This is a genomic window from Marinovum sp. 2_MG-2023 (assembly GCF_030548265.1).
Lineage (GTDB): Bacteria > Pseudomonadota > Alphaproteobacteria > Rhodobacterales > Rhodobacteraceae > Marinovum.
Map to the genome: position 1 here is coordinate 72,018 of NZ_JAUOSD010000017.1, position 16,410 is coordinate 88,427.

Consider the following 16,410-nt stretch of genomic DNA (forward strand, 5'->3'; position numbering starts at 1 on the left):
TATGAAGATTAACTCATAGCTATTTTACTGATGCTTTAGAAGCCCTACGGTCAACTCAACACTGCTTTGACCATGAAATAGGGATTCCATGAAACACCTTCTCCTGACCGCCGCTGCCACCCTGATGCTGAATCCAGTTTCAGCCGTTGCCGAAGATTTGCTATCCCGCATCAAAGCGGACGGTGTCCTGACCGTTGGCACCGAAGCGCGTTTTCCACCGTTCGAATTTGTCGAGAATGGCGAGATCGTTGGCTATTCGGCGGACATCATGGAAATCCTTATGGATTCTGCATTGCCCGAGGTGGAGCTGAAGCGTCTGGATCTGCCATGGCAGGGTATTCTTCCTGGTCTTGCGGCAGAGCGTTTTGACTATGTTGTCACCTCGGTGACTGTGACGCCAGAGCGTCGCGACGCCTATTACCTGTCTGTGCCAATTGCGGATGCAACCATGGCTGTCCTTAAACGCGCAGGTGATGACAGCATTGGTGCCCCTGCTGATATGGCAGGCAAACCAGTGGGGTCACAGGCGGGTTCTGCACAATTGGCTGCTTTGGAAGGGTATGCTGACACTCTGGGTGATACGCCAAAGATTTCGACCTACACCGACTTCTCCGAAGCTTACGCCGATCTTGCCGCTGGCCGCATTGATGCCGTGGTGAACTCGCTGCCAAACCTGCTGGAAGCCGCGCGCCAACGTCCTGACATCTTTGAAGTTGTTGCGCCGACCTTTGGTGAGCCAAAGTATTTCTCTTGGGCCGGACGCACCGACGAAGACAGTGCCAGCTTGAACGCACTGTTTGACGCCGAACTGAAACGCCTGATTGAAGATGGCACTCTGGCCCAACTGCAAGAAAAGTGGTTCGGCGGTGCGATGAACCTGCCAAGCGCACTCCCTGCGCAGTAAATCGACATGCTTGATCTGCTGATCGACAACCAGGCTGTCCTGATCGAAGGCGTGCTGACAACCCTTGGGGTCAGCTTTCTTGCTATCGCGCTTGGCGCCCCCCTTGGTCTTATTCTGGCGACTGCTAGTCGCCAGAATAACGGGCTGGTGCGTCGATCAACACGAGTCTACGTTTCGTTTTGGCGGGGCACGCCAATTTTGGTGCAGCTCCTGCTGATTTTCTATCTTCTGCCAGCAATTGGCATCAACCTACCGCCAACGCTGGCTGCGGTGGTGGCGCTCGCCTGCAATACCGCTGCCTTCCAGTCTGAAATCTATCGCGCTGGACTTGCCGCTGTGCCTGAGGGCGAAGTAGAAGCCGCCCAGATGCTGGCATTGTCCCGCCGCCAAATCCTTGCGAAAATTGAAGCGCCTCAGGCCATCCGCATCATGCTGCCTGCATTGGTTGGTGAAACGCTGGCATTGGTGCGAAATTCCTCACTGATTTCCGTCATCGCCGTCACCGACCTGACACGACGTGCGCAGCAAATCGCTTCGTCTACCTTTCAGCCGCTGGACAGCTACATGATCGCATTGATCCTCTATGTCGCGATCGCCTTGGTTCTATCGGCCATTGGCATGTTGCTGGAGCGCCGCCTGAAACAACAGGAGGCGCATTGATGAGCCTTACTTCTACAGATTTAGGGCTCCTAGTTCAGGGGCTTGGTCTCACGGCATGGATGACGCTGTGGGGCACGCTTCTTGCTCTGGCGCTCGCAGTTCCCCTTGCGTTGTGCCTGCGTTCCAACCGTTTCTGGATCAGTGCACCCGCACGCATCTACGTCGAAGTGATGCGCGGGGCTCCGCTCGTTCTGTTGTTGTTTTTGCTGTATTACGGGGGGCCACAGATTGGATTGCGCCTATCTGCACCGGTGGCCGGCATTGTCGGCCTGGGCTTTTTCGGAGCTGGGGCATTCGCGGAAATCCTGCGGGCCGGCCTGAATGCAGTTCCGACCGGAGATGTCGAGGCGGCATCCATGTTGGGCATCAATCGCCTCAAATGTATTGTGCATATTGAGATCCCACAGGCCGCCCGAACCGTCATTCCACCGATCTTTGGCCAAACTATTATCCTGGTTAAAGAATCTGCCGTCTTATCCGTCATAACCATCGCCGAACTCACCAAAGCGGCCAGCGAATTGGCGACCCTCACCTTTTCTGTGCAACCGTTTATCGTCGCGGCGCTTCTGTATTGGGCGCTCGTCGAAGCAATTGCACAGGTTGGACTCGCCGCTGAGCGGCACTACCAAATAGGAGGCCACTGAGATGCCCAATACCGAACATGCCATCAGTGCCCGCAAAGTCACCAAGGCCTATGGAACCAAGACCGTTCTTCGCGATGTCGATCTGACAGTCGATGAGGGCGAGGTGGTCTGTATTATCGGCCCGTCCGGTTCAGGGAAATCCACTCTGCTGCGAACGCTTGCGTTTCTGGCCCCTCACGACGGTGGAGATATCCACATTTTCGGACGCGAGATCGGCTGGAACGGTGGCGCAGAGCAAAAGGTCAAGCAAAGTGAAAAAGAGCTGGCCGAGGCACGTGCGCCTCTGGGTATGGTCTTTCAGCACTTTCATCTATGGCCACATATGAAGGCCATCGACAACGTGGCTTTGGCGTTGAAACTGGTGCACGGAAAATCTGCTTTGGAAGCAGAGACCATTGCCTTTGATGCGTTGAAAAAGGTTGGTCTTGGCGAACATGCCTACAAACATCCCCATCAATTGTCCGGCGGTCAAAAACAACGTGTTGCCATCGCACGTGCACTTGCGGTCTCTCCCATGGCCATCCTGTTTGATGAGCCTACCTCAGCTCTGGACCCTGAACTGGTGGGGGAAGTTCTGAACGTCATGCGTGCTCTGGCCGATGACGGTATGACAATGGTGATTGTCACCCACGAAATGGGCTTCGCTGCTCAGGCGGCAAACCGTGTGGTGTTCATGGATCATGGCACCGTCGTTGAAGACGGCCCACCAGCCGAAATTTTTGGCAATCCCAAAAGCGAACGACTGCGCCAATTTTTGGAAACCTCGCGTGAGCGCGCGATCTGAACAGTGTGTCCCACCATCGGGGCGTCTTCAACAACAAGAGAAGAATAGAAATGAGCCACGGATACGAAACCGGTCGCTTGGACCTGCCTTTTGTCGGAATCGCGACGTTTGCAAAATCCCCTTATGAGCCGGATTGGTCCAGAATTGACGCCGATGTCGCCATTTTGGGTGCGCCTTTTGACTTTGGCACCCAGTGGCGTGCAGGCGCACGATTTGGCCCACGCGGCATTCGTGATGCCTCCACATTGTTCTCGTTTGGCCATGCTGGGGCTTATGATCACGAAGATGACGTGACCTATCTTGCAGACACACGGATTGTGGACATTGGTGATGCCGACATCGTGCACACCGATACCAAGAGCAGCCATGCCAATATCGAAAAAGGCGTACGCGCTATTCTGGATGCCGGCGCGTTACCGGTTGTTCTAGGCGGCGATCACTCGATCAATATTCCTTGCGTCGCTGCATTTTCGGACCAGGATCCAATCCACATCGTACAGATCGACGCCCACCTGGATTTCGTCGATGAGCGCCACGGTGTGCGCAATGGTCACGGCAACCCGATGCGCCGCGCCGCCGAGCGCCCCTGGGTCACGGGCCTGTCTCAAGTCGGTATACGCAATGTCTCTTCCACCGCTAAAGAAGGGTACGATGACGCGCGCAAAATGGGTTCAGATATCGTGTCCGTGCGCCAGTTCCGAACCATGGGCGTGGAGGCGATGCTGGAGCGCATTCCAGAGGGGAAACGTTACTATCTGACGATTGATATTGACGGATTTGATCCTTCGATTGCGCCAGGAACGGGCACACCGAGTCACGGTGGCTTCTTGTACTATGAGGTCTTGGAGTTTGTGGACGGTCTTTCCAAACGTGGGAAAATCGTTGGAATTGATCTTGTCGAAGTTGCGCCGGATTATGACCACACAGGCACAACCAGTATTCTGGCCGCACAAATTCTGCTGAATGCCATCGGTCGAATTTTTGAAAACCAGACAGAAGCGTAACACGGGGCTGGTTCTGCAGCATTCGTACACCAGGCTCAATGTACGATCTGGGCCGTTCCTGACGGTCTGAGGGCGGGGCTTGCGATGCAAGCCTCGCCGCCGCAGGTTGGCTTTGAGCCAAAAGCGACCGACGTCGCGCAGTGCGTGAAGGGCGATATTTGTAGTCCCAGTTTAGACCCAGGTCAGATGTAATCGGTCAACACTTGCAAACAGACGCATGTGGTTTGGTTCTATGCGTGCTGTTCGGCGATCACCATCCACTCCGATGATATGCGCTGTCCCAGAACTTCCACTCATGCCAAGACGCTTTTGCAAAGGCTTTCTGCATGGCGTTTCGTGTTGACGTGTCGGCGGTCTTTCCCAGAACGTCCGTTAGATCAAGCATGCCTTGAACCGAGGCCTCGAATGCTTCGCTGGCATAGGTATCAATCCAGGCGCGATAGGGATGATCTGCCGCCGCTTGTGCGTGGATCGCGGCGCCAACGCGTTGATATATCCAAAAGCATGGCAATAGCGACACGACCGCGATCGGAAACGGATCAACTGCCGCCGTGCGGATGAGAAAGCTGACGTAGTGATCGCAGGCCCGCGAGGGTGGAGTTGTCGCGAAATCTGCGGGGGAGACGCCGTATAGCCTCATGTATTCACCGTGCAACTGCCGTTCCACCGCAATCGCCCCGTTGGCGGACCCTGCCAGTCTTGCTATATTTTCTGCATCCGGCGCACGAGAGGCCGCCAGGGCGAGCGCACGTGCGAAACCTTCCAGGTAATGTGCATCCTGAATGATGTATTCACGAAACGTCTCTGGTGGCAGGGTACCTTGCGCTAATTCAGTATTGAACGGCATCGTGCGGATTGCGTCTTGGAGGTCGGCAGTCATGGACCACAGGTCTTGGGTAAAGCTCATGTCTGGTTCTCGGCTTGGGGGTGAAAATGATGAACCGGGCCGTGACCACCACCGACCGAGAGGTCGCCGGCGGCCATAATCGCACCCGTGATATAGGCCTTGGCACGACGGGCCGCGTCGGGCAGCGCGTGGGCAAACGCGATTTGTGTCGCTAACGCAGAAGATAATGTGCAGCCGGTGCCATGTGTGTTTGACGTCTCAAACCGCTCGGCAGGCAGTGCGGTTTCGCCGAGTGACGTGATCAGCAGGTCCGTCGCCATAGCACCCGCCAGATGCCCGCCTTTGATCAAAACGGCATCACAGCCCGTCGCCCTGAGCTGGAAAGCCTGGTCTCTCATCTCTTCCAGGGTTGTGGCCTCAGTCGTTTGCAAAAGGTCCGCAGCTTCGGGCAGGTTTGGCGTCAACACGCTGGCGCGCGGCAAAAGGCGTTCGCGTAGGGCCATAACGGCATCTGCCGCCAGCAACCTGTCACCGCCTTTGGCCACCATGACGGGGTCCAGCACAATGGGTACATCCAATCCTTCAAGCGCGTTCGCCACGGTTTCGATTGTCGCGACATCCCCCAGCATCCCGATCTTGATCGCGTGAATGTCGATATCCGCGCGGAGCGCGGCAATCTGGGCTGCGATCATTGGGCCGGACACCATTTCGACCGCTGTCACGCCCTTTGTGTTCTGGGCCGTCAACGCAGTGATGACCGCCATTGCGTAGCCGCCGTTGGCGGAAATCGCTTTGATGTCAGCCTGAATGCCGGCCCCGCCTGAAGGGTCCGATCCCGCAATGGTCAGGATATTGGGGATCATATGTCGCTCCATTGATCAAGAAAGCCACGGGCTGCACGTTCCGGCTCTCGCGCGCGGGAAATAGCCGATACCACTGCGATGCCTGTGCATCCCGCGCGACGCACGCTGGCCACGTCCGCTGCGGTCAGCCCGCCGATGGCCATGCAGGGCAACGCCGCCGCACGGGTGATATCCGCCAGACCATCAAAGCCCAACGGGTGGGCATGGTCGGGCTTGGAGGCTGTTGCGCGCACCGGACCGACGCCCAGATACGTGACACAATCAAGAGGGACTTCCGCCATCTGCGCCGGCGTTTCAATCGACAGTCCAAGTACAGCATCCGGCCCGATCCGCGCGCGAATTTCGGCAGGGTCGCCATCAGATTGACCGACATGCACGCCAAAACACCCCAAGGTGCAGGCGATCTCCAAACGATCATTCAAGATCAACTTCGCACCCAAAGGATCAAGCCGCGCGCGCAGGGCCTTTGCAAGATCGGCAAAACCTGCGTCGTCAAGTGTCTTATGGCGCAACTGAACCCAGACCGCCCCACCGCGCGCGGCCTGTTCGGCTTGATCCACAATGGGCAACGGTGCATCGGCATCGGTGATGAAGCAAAGGGGCGGGATCATGCGGCCTCGATCCGCGCCATTGCATCCAGCTCGTCGCCGGTCATTGCGAACAAGGCATCCAGAAACGCCACCTGAAAACTGCCGGGACCACGGGCAGTTTGCGCCGCCACTTCGCCTGCGGCACCGTAATAGGCCAGCGCGGAAACTGTTGCCTGAAACGGTGGGGCAACTGCGCAAAACGCGGCCACAACGCCCGTCAACGAACACCCCAAAGCAGTGACGCGGGGCATCATCGGATCGCCGTTCGCGATACGTGCTGACTGTGTACCATCCGTGACGAAATCGACCTCTCCTGTCACCGCCACAACGGCGTTTGTGCGTATTGCCAGATCACGCGCGGCAATCTCGGCGGCAGAGACGGGATCAGCGGCATCGGCACCTCGTCCCTGCGCCGAAGCGCCTGACAAGGCGAGAATTTCAGACGCGTTCCCGCGGATCACCGTTGGGCCCAATGCCAGCAAGCGTGTGCCAAGCTCGCGTCTCAACTCTGTCGCGCCCACGGCAACAGGGTCCAGAACCCACGGTTTTCCATTTTCACCAGCCGCCTTGGCCGCGATCTGCATGCAGGCGGCCCATTCATCATCAAGTGTGCCAATGTTAATGCTCAACGAAGACGCCAGGCCTGCGAATTCAGCGGCCTCGCCCCGCGCATGGGCCATGGCAGGCGAGGCCCCCGCCGCCTGCATGATGTTGGCCATCACATTCATGGCCACATAGTTGGTTATGTTTTGCACCAGCGGTGCCGCCGCACGCATGGCGTTCAGATCGTGTGAAGGTTGGTTCATATGCATCCCTTTCTAAGACGAAGGGAATCGGTTTGACCCAATTAATCACAGGGGCAAACACAACTTCCTACGCCGGTATGAGCCGGTTCAGGTTCAAAGGGTACGTCTCAACCCGACCGATGCCGGATGCCCCTGTTGTGCGCTTGATGCTAACGATTTCGGTTCTAGTGTCAAATGCAGAGTAAAATTCGACCTCAGCATAAAGCCAATCAAAACCAGCCCATTATTCAAAACGGACCGAGGTCGGTAATGTCCGCTATCTCCCTGCTGGCGATGCCTTTGCCATATCCACAAAAGCTCTGAGCCGACGCGTCATATTGCGTTTGCTGCGATAGTTCAGAGAGTATCGCGGCAATTGAACGAGGTGATCGCTTAACACTTCGGTCAAGCCATCTTCGCCCAGATGTGGCACGGCAATTTCTCGATAAAGGTAGGCCAACCCAAGCCCTTGCTTTGCATAGTGGACCAAGGACCGCATATCGTTCGCCACCATCCGTGGTTTCGGTTGCATCGTATAGGCCCCGTCCGGCCCATCAAAGCCCCAGGGCGCGTTTTGTCCTCCCATACCGAAGGCGTAGCAAATCGCGTCATGATTCAAGATGTCCTTCGGCTCTTCCGGCCTGCCGTTCTCGTCCAGATATTGCGGCGATGCGACAATGGTCATTGCCAACTCTGGCCCGACCGGTACGGCGTGGGTGTCTGGCCCAAGCAGCGTATTCGACCGAATGGCCGCATCAACGCCGGACGCAAGAAGGTCAACTTTCTTGTCGTCATAAATGAGCTCAACATTGACGCCCGGATACTCAAGCGCAAACCGCGCGACCAGATCATCCAGAAAGAACGGACCTGCGCTATACGGGGCTGTCAGGCGAAGAGTGCCCGTGACTTCATCCTTCTGTTCATCCAAGTCATTCATCGCCCCTTCAAGCTCGATGATTGCCGGAAGGCTTTTTGCGTAGAACTGTTCGCCAATGGGTGTGAGTGCAACCGACCGAGATGATCGCTCCAATAGCCGGACGCCAAGACGATCCTCAAATCGTTGCACAGCTTCGCTAACCGATGCCGGGGCCAATTGAAGGTGTTCTGCTGCCGCGCGGAAACCGCCGCGCCGCGCCACTTCAACAAAGACGCGGATATCGCCAAAACCATCACGGGCCATTGTTCGATTTTCCGATCACTAAGTTAGGTATTAGGTGGGTTATCCTTACGGTAGCAGCGTCATAAGTTCTCAGCAAGACACAAAACGAGGACAAACCAATGGCGCAGATCACCGAGATTTTCATTCTCAAGATGAAAGATGACCCACAAGTCGATGCGATCCGCGAAGCTGCCCGCAAAGACTTTGTCGCCCTTGATGGCGTGACATCATGGGAAACCTTGGTGACGACAGATGAATCTCGCAAAACCCTCTATGCAGACATCTTCACATTTCCAGATCACGAGACAGCCAAGCGGGTGACGCCGGAGTTCGCCAAACGTCCTGCGACCCAGGCTTTCCTTGGTCAAATCGAAGAAATCGTCGTTGGCCAATTCTTCACTGCCTATCAACCCAAACCATCGGAGTAAGACAATGACTGTACGTGACGAAATCCAAGCCGCAATTAATGAGTGGAACAATGGCCTCGACAGCGGGGACATCGAGCGCATGGTGGCGTCCTGCCATCCGGACGTTATGACCATCAACGAACGCCAGCCTGTCACAGTTGGCACGCAAGCCATTCGCGACAAGTACAGCCCGCGCATCGCAGCCGCTGAAATCACCTCGGGCTATGATATCGAAGAACTTCAGGACTATGGCGATACCGTCATCGTGTCCGGTCGCTTCTACGGCACGATGAAAATGCGCGATTCCGGCGAGGTCAAAAGCCCCGAAGGCCGGTTGGTACTTGGCTACAAACGCGATGAAACGGGCGCGTGGAAGATGTTCCTCGACATGGACAACAACGGCCCGACCTAAGGCTCCACTGATCGCGCCAATGGCGCTGCGCCTATCGTCGCTTTCGCTGTCGTGCTCTGCATTGCCCAGCCAAGATATTTGCGGAGCGTTTTCCGCCAGACGTGACCCGGCCGCATTCGCGGCGCAGGTCGCGCCCTCAGGGGCTGGTGCGTCACCGCGGCCTGGCTCTTGGTGGACGCCCCGCGCAGGCGCTTGCAAGACGGCTTGTGTTGCCGGTGAGCAAAGACACGTTTCTGCGCAGAGTTCGGGCTCCGGCGTGACTACGCCGCCGTTGCCGCCGCCTTGCGAGAACCATGGTCGAATGGGCAGATGTATGGTCGCGCGAACATCGATCTGCTCAGGGCCCGCCCCGTCACCGCATCACAATCAGCAAAGTGCATCGACTCTGAGTCAGAGCTCAAAATTGCACGCCTGTTCACAAACAGCGCGTTCGCGGACTTTGGAGGAATACTTGTTCGTTGTCTTGCTCATGATTCTCCATCCTACTCAAGAGTTGGAGCCACCGGCAAACCCAGCGCGGTTCAAACAGCCCCCCTTTCCCCTAGGCCAACAGGCAATGATGTAGGCGCGCTTAAACAGCCGCGGAAATCTGGATATGGCGACCGTCCGTCAGCCCTTGTACTTTCTCCACGATGGAGGCGGCATCAATCCCGTGATGTTTGTAGAGATCGCCGATTGTCCCGGTTTGACCAAAGTGCTCCACACCCAGTGAAATGGTCTGATGACCGGCCACTCCACCCAGCCAGGCTAGTGTCGCAGGATGGCCATCAATCGCCGAGACGATCTTGCAGTGAGGGGGTAGGTCTCCCATAAGTGTTTCGATATGTGACTTTGCCCGGTAGTTACCCCGCGACCGCGCGCGTTGCGCAGCCGTCCAACCTGCATTCAACCTGTCTGCCGAGGTCACGGCCAGAACGCCAATGTCGCGTCGTCCTTCGCCGATCATTCCCGCCGCCTTGATCGCTTCAGAGGCCACCGCACCCTGATAGGCTATCACAACTTCGCAGTTCGGCCCGGGTTTGCGCAGCCAGTAGGCCCCATCAATGGCACCTTGCCGGAAGGCATCGTCGTGACGTTTGCCAGGCTGCTCAATCGGGTTTGTCGTCAGGCGTAGATAGATGCTGCCGCCGGTCTCATCCCTAAGCCATGTGCGCTCATCCGGATCGCCTTCGCCGTCGCGCTGCATATAGTCAAAGGCCCATTCCATGATCACGGCCAGTTCATCAGCAAAGGCCGGCTCAAAGCTCGCGAGACCATCCTGACTCATGCCGGTCAGTGGTGTTCCGATGGACTGGTGCGCACCGCCTTCGGGCGCAAGCGTTACGCCCGAAGGCGTGCCCACGATCATGAACCGCGCGTCCTGGTAACAGGCATAGTTCAGCGCATCGAGACCACGATGCACGAACGGGTCATAAACCGTGCCGATGGGCAAAAGGCGCTTGCCAAAGAGCGAATGAGACAAACCTGCGGCCCCTAAAAGCAGGAACAGGTTCATTTCGGCGATGCCAAGCTCGATATGCTGTCCTTCCGGTGTGAAGGCCCATTTCGCCGTGGAAGGGATGCGGTGTTCGATGAAGGCGTCCGCCTGTTCCGCGCGTGCAAACAGCTTGCGACGATTGACCCAGGACGCCAAGCCAGTCGTGCCCGTCACATCCGGCGATGTGGTCACGATCCGTGCGGCCAAATCGCTGTCGCCCTTGGACAGATCATCAAGGATCTTACCGAAGGCAGCCTGAGTGGAGATTTCGCGGTCGCTGCTGAAGTCGATTGCAGGAACGGCAACCTTGGCATCGTTGAAACGGCGCGGTCCGTCGGCGAAAAAGGAAACATCTTTGAGGAAGGCCTCAATCGCCGCGACGTCCTTCACGCCTGCAAGGCGGTCCCATTCCTGACCCACGGCCACACCCATGTGCTTTTGCCACTCAGCGAACTGGGTTTTGTTCATAAGGCCGCCGTGGTTGTCTTTGTGCCCGGCGATGGGCGTGCCCCAGCCCTTGATCGTGTAGGCCAAAAAACAGGTCGGGCGGTCGTGGTCAATGGCATCGAAGGTGTCTGCCATCGTGGAGACGCAGTTCCCACCAAGGTTTTCCATTAGCGCAGCCAATTCGTCATCGCTGCGGCGGTCGATCAGAGATGAAAGGTCTCCCTGATCGCCCAGATCATCCATAAGCCGTTTGCGCCAGACAGCGCCGCCCATGAAGGTCAGTGCGGAATATTCCTGATTGGGGCAGGCATCGATCCAGTCGCGCAGCTTGTCACCGCCCGGTTCCTCAAAGGCCGCGCGTTGCAAAGCGCCATGTTTGACGCGCACCACATCCCAGCCGAAGGCATCAAAGATCTTTTCGATACGTTCAAACAGCCCTTCGCGCACGATCCCGTCCAGCGACTGACGATTGTAGTCGATGATCCACCATGTGTTGCGCAGGTCATTCTTCCAGCCCTCTTGCAGGGCTTCATAGATGTTGCCCTCATCCAGCTCCGCATCGCCAACCAGGGCAACCATGCGCCCCATTGGCGCGCCTTTGCCCCACTCCTTGGCCGCGATGTAGTCCTGAATGATGGAGGCAAAGGACGTGATCGCCACGCCAAGGCCAACGGACCCAGTGGAGAAATCCACATCATCGATATCCTTGGTGCGCGAGGGATAGCTTTGCACACCCCCCAAACCCCGGAAGTTTTCCATCTTCTCGCGGGTCTGGTTGCCCATCAGGTATTGCGCAGCATGAAACACGGGCGACGCGTGGGGTTTGACAGCCACCCGGTCTTCGGGCCGCAGGGCTGAGAAATAGAGCGCCGTCATGATAGACACCATGGACGCCGACGAGGCCTGGTGCCCGCCGATCTTGATCCCGTCGACCTTGGGCCGGATATGGTTGGCGTGGTGGATCATCCAATGCGAATGCCACAGCAACAGTTGTTCTACGGTCTTCAGATGGGTGCGCGAAACGGTCATGGCGGGACTCCCGGTCGGGTCTTAGTCTTTGATCTGGCTCACAACGATATCGCCTGACAAAGAGACAGGATTGATAATCGTCTGGGCATTCGGGCTGTGTTTGACGGCCTTCTTGTGAAGCTCTTCAAACTGTTCGGGTGTGCCATCACCGGTCACATGGATCGTGTAACGGATTTCCGGGAAGCCCACGGGCGCGTTGGTGCCGAGCCCCATGAAACCACGCAGGTCCAGCGTGCCGTCAAAGTCGATTTTCACGGATTCAAGCTGGATGCCTTCGGTTGTCGCACCGGCAACAAAGGCCACCATCATGCAAGAACCGAGGCCCGAAAGCAGTAGCTCCTGCGGGTTTGGCCCATGATTGTTGCCCATCAACTGGCGCGGTTCATCCGCCTTCCAGACAAAGGAACGGCTGACCTTGTGGGGCCCGACCAACATCGGCTTGGTCGAGGTGCGCGCGCGCGTGCCGCTTTCCCAGTCGATCTCAATACCATAGCTCATCAGGCCTTCTTCGGGGTTGGCTGCGACTTCATTGACGAACTCGCTGAGGGCGGCGGTGGGGATGGAGTTGCGCATTATGCGGCACCTTTCATATCTGTAACGGCGTTCAGGGCCTGGTCGAAATCGGCGATCAGATCGTCAGCGTCTTCGATGCCGACCGAGAGCCGGACACAGCCGGGATGGATGCCGATGTCCGCGCGTTGCCGGGCGGTCATGCTGGCCTGTGAAGAGTTGAATGGCAGGCTGATCAGGCTTTCGATGCCGCCCAGACTTGTGGCTTGTTTGGGCAAATGCAGATGATCCAGAAGACGCAGTGCCGCCTGATCGCCCCCTTTGACAAAGAAGGTCACGTTGCCGGTGCCCATCTTCATCAGCTCTTTGGCACGGGCGTGATCGGGGTGGCTGGGCAGCATCGGGTACAGCACCTTGTCCACGCCGGGGTGTGTCTCAAGGAACTTTGCCAGCGCCGTTGCGCTTTGTTCATGCGCGCGCATCCGGATGTCGAGTGTCTTGATCCCCCGTTCCAGCAAGAATGCCGCGTGCGGGTCAAGCTGGCCGCCGTAGTTCAACAAGCGCGGCCAGATCATATCAACCAGCTTGCGCGGCCCACAGACCACGCCTGCAATCAGATCGGAATGGCCGTTGAGGTATTTCGAGGCGGAATGCACAACCAGATCGACGCCCATTTCCAGCGGCTTCATCACCGGAGGCGGGGCAAAGGTCGAATCCATGATCAGGCGTAGATTGTGCCGACGCGCGATGTCCACCAGGGCAGGGATGTCCACAACCTTGAGCACGGGATTTGTGATCGTCTCGAAATACAGGATCTGGGTGTTGGGCTGGATTGCGGCCTCGATGGCCTGGATGTCGTAGCTGTCAACGAGGGTTGCGGACATGCCAAGTGACGGGAATTCCTGATTGAACAGGTTGTAGGTGCCGCCATAAAGGTCACTGGCCGCGACAACATGCGCGCCCTTGTCGACCAGGGCCAGAACCGCTGCAGAAATCGCCGCCATGCCGGAACTGAACACCAGCGCGCTTTCGGCACCTTCCAATGCAGCAAGCTTTTCCTGCACGGCCCATTGTGACGGGTTGCCATAGCGGGTGTAGATAAACCGGTCGCGCCCGAAGCCTTCTTCGATCGACCCATAGGTTTCTTCATGCAAGATGAATGTCGAGGTTTGATAGATCGGAGTGCCAACTGCGCCGGTACGCGGATCGTCATGGGTGCCTGCATGTACCGCCTTGGTGGACATGCCCATGCCGCCCATCGGATGCGCCGCAAGGAATGGCCCGGACTTTCGTGACCGGTCAAGGTCATTGATCCATCCGCCGGCAAGGCGGGTAGATGATTGGCTGGTGGCATCGCCATATAGCGGTTTCTTGGTCATTTTTGTCTCCCGTTCTGGGGTGGCTCAGGCGGCAATCGCGTTGTGCTGGGACAAGGCAGTCATCAAATCGTCGATAATGTCATCAGCGGCTTCCAGACCCACTGAAAGACGCACCAACCCTTCGGCGATGCCATGTTCTGCACGCTCTTCGGGGGAGTATGTGGAATGGGTCATGCTGGCGGGGTGCTGGATCAGGCTTTCAGCGTCGCCCAGGCTGACGGCGCGCTGGATCAGCTTCAGGCGGTTCATCATAGCGATGCCACCTGCTTTGCCGCCTTTGACCTCAAAGGGGATCATGCCGCCGAAATCCGACATCTGCCTGCGGGCAAGTGCCGCCTGCGGAAAGGAGTCGAGCCCCGGATATGAGACATTCAACACGGCCGGATGCGCCAGCAAGGCTTCGGCGACTTTGCGGGCGGACTGGCAATGGCGCTCCACGCGCAGCTCGAGCGTTTTGAGGCCCCGCAAGATGAGCATCGCCGTCAGCGGTGCCATCACCGCGCCGGTCATGTCCTTCAGACCAACAAGCCGCACCTGCTGCATATCTTCGGCGGATCCGACAATCAGCCCCGCCACCAGATCGCCGTGCCCCCCAAGGTATTTGGTTGCGGAGTGCAGCACGATATCCGCGCCATGTTCCAGCGGGCGGGTCAGGACCGGTGTGGCATAGGTGTTATCGACGATGACACGCGCGCCGGCCGAATGCGCGATCGCAGAGACCGCAGCGATATCGACAAGGCGGTTGTTGGGATTGGCCGGTGTTTCGAAATACACGATCTTGGTACGGGGGGAAATCGCCGCCTCAAGGTTCGCTGGGTCCGTCATATCAACCGGTTTGACCGTCACGTTGAACCTGGTCAGGCCATGGCTAAGGAAGGCAAAGGTGCAGCCATAAAGGGTCTTGTCGATGATGACTTCGTCACCCGCTTCAATGAAGGTCCAGAAGACCGAACTAATCGCCCCCATGCCTGACGCAGTTGCAAGGCCGGCTTCGGCCCCTTCGAGGTTCGCAATACGCTTTTCAAGCTGGTCGAGGGTCGGGTTGGAAATGCGGCTGTAAAAATGCCCTTCCTGTTCACCTGCAAACATCTGTCCGCCGGCCTGGGCCGTTTCAAAGGTGAACGTCGATGTCATATAGACCGGCGGGTTCAACGCGCCTTGGTGTTCACGGGCGTCGTATCCATGGTGGATCGCGCGTGTGGAAAAGCCAGCAGTCTCGTTTTTCATTCTCACCACTCTCCTTAGCTAAGGGTAGATTGGGATAGGTCAGCGGGCATTTGGTTGCTAAGGTGACCCCTGTGAGAAGTGAATTTGGAATAATATGCCAAAACATCCGAAAATTGACCGCACAGATCGCAAAATGATCCGCGCCCTGCAAAAGAATGGTCGAATGACGAATCTGGAGCTGGCTGAAAGCGTGAACCTGTCGCCCTCACCCTGCCTGCGCCGGCTGCGCAATCTTGAAAAGAACAAGGTGATCCAGGGCTATAGCGTGGACGTGGATCCGGCCGCTTACGGGCTTCCTGTTACGATCTTTGTGCGGGTTGCGCTTGATGGTCACACGGGTGATATCGTTGGTCAATTCGAGGCAGAAGTGCGCAGCATTCCCGAAGTATTGGAATGCTATGTTATGACTGGTGCTGCGGATTATTTGCTGCGCGTTGTTGCATCAGATCTTGAAGACTACGAACGTTTTGTCAGACAGCGTCTGCACAAGATCGGCCACATCAGGTCAATCGACACGAGCTTTGTATATGGGGTGGTCAAACACGCCCATGTCTTTCCCGAAATCGAAGCTTAACCGAACCCGCCGATACGGCGGCGTGCGATACGATCCGTCAGACGCTCTCTTCGAGGGAAATTCGCCAATGCGTGTTTGATCTCGTCAGCCGTGGTCAGCTCTTTCAGCCAGCTGTCGCCCGCGATGATTTCTGCGTAATGCGGAATCTGGAGCAGGCGATCGACCGGTGCTTCGTCAATGCGCATCGTGAAATAGCCGATCTGATGATAATACATCGTGCGCGCTCTGACCAAGGCCGACATCGGGTCGTGTCCAAAACCCTCGAAAACCCATTGATAAAGCGAGATACGTTTGCGATCGATAAACCGCAGGGTGCGCGCGGCCAGCTTTGATGTCTTGCCCCATTCGCGAATAGCAACATCAAATTGCGCGTCGAACTGCGGGCTTAGAACCCAGACATAGGCGAGGGCAAGATATTGCGCTTTGGGATCATCTGCGGCTTCTTCAAGTACATCCAGAAAGGGATGAACATTGGTCGCCAGCCATTCCTTAAGCAAAGCCCGATAAAGCGCATCCCGGTTTTTGAAATGCCAGTAGAAGCTTCCCGGAGTCACGCCCAGCTTACGCGCTATCGGTTCAATTTTGACCGCGGATATTCCACGTTTGATAATCATGTTCCGCGCTTGGGCGATCCAGTCTTCGGCAGAGATCGAACCTGCCTTCGGGGCTCTCTTCTTTTCGCTCAATCTACTGTCCGTTCATTTGTTT

18 protein-coding genes and 1 riboswitch are annotated in these 16,410 nt (G+C 57.1%); of the genes, 8 read left to right on the forward strand and 10 right to left on the reverse strand.

All coding sequences use genetic code 11. The features are described from left to right. Window positions 1-88 precede the first annotated feature (88 nt). The 5 genes from Q4577_RS17575 to speB are packed head-to-tail and all read left to right on the forward strand — an operon-like array spanning window position 89 to window position 3,996. Window positions 89-904 (forward strand): transporter substrate-binding domain-containing protein, encoded by an 816-nt coding sequence (locus tag Q4577_RS17575; protein ID WP_303471190.1) that lies wholly within the window; start codon window positions 89-91, stop codon window positions 902-904. Window positions 905-910: 6 nt separating this feature from the next. Next, window positions 911-1,564 (forward strand): amino acid ABC transporter permease, encoded by a 654-nt coding sequence (locus Q4577_RS17580; RefSeq protein ID WP_303471193.1) that lies wholly within the window; start codon window positions 911-913, stop codon window positions 1,562-1,564. Next, the gene (locus tag Q4577_RS17585; RefSeq protein WP_303471195.1) at window positions 1,564-2,208 is read left to right on the forward strand and encodes an amino acid ABC transporter permease; all 645 of its coding nucleotides are present in this window, start codon (window positions 1,564-1,566) and stop codon (window positions 2,206-2,208) included. Before Q4577_RS17580 ends, Q4577_RS17585 begins: the two co-directional genes overlap by 1 nt. A 1-nt stretch (window position 2,209) precedes the next feature. Next, window positions 2,210-2,992, forward strand: a complete 783-nt coding sequence (locus tag Q4577_RS17590; RefSeq protein WP_303471197.1) for an amino acid ABC transporter ATP-binding protein — start codon at window positions 2,210-2,212, stop codon at window positions 2,990-2,992. A 50-nt stretch (window positions 2,993-3,042) separates the two neighbouring features. Further along, entirely contained in the window at window positions 3,043-3,996 is a 954-nt protein-coding gene (gene speB, locus Q4577_RS17595) for an agmatinase (protein WP_303471199.1), read from the forward strand. Window positions 3,997-4,246: 250 nt separating this feature from the next. On the opposite strand, the gene Q4577_RS17600 is transcribed toward speB, so the two are convergent. The 5 genes from Q4577_RS17600 to Q4577_RS17620 all read right to left on the reverse strand — a co-directional run bounded on the left by Q4577_RS17600 (window position 4,247) and on the right by Q4577_RS17620 (window position 8,261). After that, a complete protein-coding gene (locus Q4577_RS17600; RefSeq protein ID WP_303471201.1) occupies window positions 4,247-4,903 on the reverse strand; it encodes a TenA family protein in 657 nt (218 codons plus the stop codon). After that, window positions 4,900-5,706, reverse strand: coding sequence for a bifunctional hydroxymethylpyrimidine kinase/phosphomethylpyrimidine kinase (thiD, locus tag Q4577_RS17605; RefSeq protein WP_303471203.1), 807 nt, complete (start codon window positions 5,704-5,706; stop codon window positions 4,900-4,902). Before thiD ends, Q4577_RS17600 begins: the two co-directional genes overlap by 4 nt. Next, window positions 5,703-6,317: a thiamine phosphate synthase gene (thiE, locus tag Q4577_RS17610; protein ID WP_303471205.1), complete on the reverse strand. Its 615-nt coding sequence runs from the start codon at window positions 6,315-6,317 to the stop codon at window positions 5,703-5,705. Before thiE ends, thiD begins: the two co-directional genes overlap by 4 nt. Further along, complete coding sequence (gene thiM / locus Q4577_RS17615; RefSeq protein ID WP_303471208.1) at window positions 6,314-7,102, reverse strand: hydroxyethylthiazole kinase; 789 nt, start codon at window positions 7,100-7,102, stop codon at window positions 6,314-6,316. Before thiM ends, thiE begins: the two co-directional genes overlap by 4 nt. 47 nt (window positions 7,103-7,149) lie before the next feature. Beyond that, a riboswitch (TPP riboswitch) is annotated at window positions 7,150-7,246 on the reverse strand. Between the two features lie 112 nt (window positions 7,247-7,358). Next, window positions 7,359-8,261, reverse strand: a complete 903-nt coding sequence (locus Q4577_RS17620) for a LysR family transcriptional regulator (protein WP_303471210.1) — start codon at window positions 8,259-8,261, stop codon at window positions 7,359-7,361. A 98-nt stretch (window positions 8,262-8,359) separates the two neighbouring features. On the opposite strand from Q4577_RS17620, the gene Q4577_RS17625 reads away from it, so the two are divergent. Then, the gene (locus tag Q4577_RS17625) at window positions 8,360-8,668 is read left to right on the forward strand and encodes a hypothetical protein (RefSeq protein WP_303471213.1); all 309 of its coding nucleotides are present in this window, start codon (window positions 8,360-8,362) and stop codon (window positions 8,666-8,668) included. Between the two features lie 4 nt (window positions 8,669-8,672). Further along, complete coding sequence (locus tag Q4577_RS17630; protein WP_244689245.1) at window positions 8,673-9,059, forward strand: DUF4440 domain-containing protein; 387 nt, start codon at window positions 8,673-8,675, stop codon at window positions 9,057-9,059. Window positions 9,060-9,630: 571 nt separating this feature from the next. On the opposite strand, the gene Q4577_RS17635 is transcribed toward Q4577_RS17630, so the two are convergent. The 4 genes from Q4577_RS17635 to Q4577_RS17650 are packed head-to-tail and all read right to left on the reverse strand — an operon-like array spanning window position 9,631 to window position 15,128. Further along, window positions 9,631-12,012, reverse strand: coding sequence for a 1-deoxy-D-xylulose-5-phosphate synthase N-terminal domain-containing protein (locus Q4577_RS17635; protein WP_303471217.1), 2,382 nt, complete (start codon window positions 12,010-12,012; stop codon window positions 9,631-9,633). Window positions 12,013-12,033: 21 nt separating this feature from the next. After that, the gene (locus Q4577_RS17640; RefSeq protein ID WP_303471220.1) at window positions 12,034-12,585 is read right to left on the reverse strand and encodes an OsmC family protein; all 552 of its coding nucleotides are present in this window, start codon (window positions 12,583-12,585) and stop codon (window positions 12,034-12,036) included. After that, window positions 12,585-13,901 (reverse strand): PLP-dependent aspartate aminotransferase family protein, encoded by a 1,317-nt coding sequence (locus Q4577_RS17645; RefSeq protein WP_303471223.1) that lies wholly within the window; start codon window positions 13,899-13,901, stop codon window positions 12,585-12,587. The genes Q4577_RS17640 and Q4577_RS17645 overlap by 1 nt, the downstream gene beginning before the upstream one ends. Window positions 13,902-13,925: 24 nt before the next feature. Next, window positions 13,926-15,128 carry a methionine gamma-lyase gene (locus Q4577_RS17650; protein ID WP_303471226.1) on the reverse strand — a complete coding sequence of 401 codons (1,203 nt, stop codon included), beginning with the start codon at window positions 15,126-15,128 and terminating at the stop codon, window positions 13,926-13,928. Between the two features lie 94 nt (window positions 15,129-15,222). Between Q4577_RS17650 and Q4577_RS17655 the strand changes: the two genes are divergently transcribed. Then, window positions 15,223-15,702, forward strand: a complete 480-nt coding sequence (locus Q4577_RS17655) for an Lrp/AsnC family transcriptional regulator (protein WP_303471229.1) — start codon at window positions 15,223-15,225, stop codon at window positions 15,700-15,702. Here the strand turns inward: Q4577_RS17655 and Q4577_RS17660 are convergent. Further along, window positions 15,699-16,388: a TetR/AcrR family transcriptional regulator gene (locus Q4577_RS17660; protein WP_303471231.1), complete on the reverse strand. Its 690-nt coding sequence runs from the start codon at window positions 16,386-16,388 to the stop codon at window positions 15,699-15,701. The genes Q4577_RS17655 and Q4577_RS17660 overlap by 4 nt on opposite strands. Between the last annotated feature and the right edge of the window lie 22 nt (window positions 16,389-16,410).

Coding starts and splice junctions, on each gene's coding strand:
- Q4577_RS17575 (WP_303471190.1), top strand. CDS start 89: ATGAAACACCTTCTCCTGACCGCCGCTGCCACCCTGATGCTGAATCCA.
- Q4577_RS17580 (WP_303471193.1), top strand. CDS start 911: ATGCTTGATCTGCTGATCGACAACCAGGCTGTCCTGATCGAAGGCGTG.
- Q4577_RS17585 (WP_303471195.1), top strand. CDS start 1,564: ATGAGCCTTACTTCTACAGATTTAGGGCTCCTAGTTCAGGGGCTTGGT.
- Q4577_RS17590 (WP_303471197.1), top strand. CDS start 2,210: ATGCCCAATACCGAACATGCCATCAGTGCCCGCAAAGTCACCAAGGCC.
- speB (WP_303471199.1), top strand. CDS start 3,043: ATGAGCCACGGATACGAAACCGGTCGCTTGGACCTGCCTTTTGTCGGA.
- Q4577_RS17600 (WP_303471201.1), bottom strand. CDS start 4,903: ATGAGCTTTACCCAAGACCTGTGGTCCATGACTGCCGACCTCCAAGAC.
- thiD (WP_303471203.1), bottom strand. CDS start 5,706: ATGATCCCCAATATCCTGACCATTGCGGGATCGGACCCTTCAGGCGGG.
- thiE (WP_303471205.1), bottom strand. CDS start 6,317: ATGATCCCGCCCCTTTGCTTCATCACCGATGCCGATGCACCGTTGCCC.
- thiM (WP_303471208.1), bottom strand. CDS start 7,102: ATGAACCAACCTTCACACGATCTGAACGCCATGCGTGCGGCGGCACCG.
- Q4577_RS17620 (WP_303471210.1), bottom strand. CDS start 8,261: ATGGCCCGTGATGGTTTTGGCGATATCCGCGTCTTTGTTGAAGTGGCG.
- Q4577_RS17625 (WP_303471213.1), top strand. CDS start 8,360: ATGGCGCAGATCACCGAGATTTTCATTCTCAAGATGAAAGATGACCCA.
- Q4577_RS17630 (WP_244689245.1), top strand. CDS start 8,673: ATGACTGTACGTGACGAAATCCAAGCCGCAATTAATGAGTGGAACAAT.
- Q4577_RS17635 (WP_303471217.1), bottom strand. CDS start 12,012: ATGACCGTTTCGCGCACCCATCTGAAGACCGTAGAACAACTGTTGCTG.
- Q4577_RS17640 (WP_303471220.1), bottom strand. CDS start 12,585: ATGCGCAACTCCATCCCCACCGCCGCCCTCAGCGAGTTCGTCAATGAA.
- Q4577_RS17645 (WP_303471223.1), bottom strand. CDS start 13,901: ATGACCAAGAAACCGCTATATGGCGATGCCACCAGCCAATCATCTACC.
- Q4577_RS17650 (WP_303471226.1), bottom strand. CDS start 15,128: ATGAAAAACGAGACTGCTGGCTTTTCCACACGCGCGATCCACCATGGA.
- Q4577_RS17655 (WP_303471229.1), top strand. CDS start 15,223: ATGCCAAAACATCCGAAAATTGACCGCACAGATCGCAAAATGATCCGC.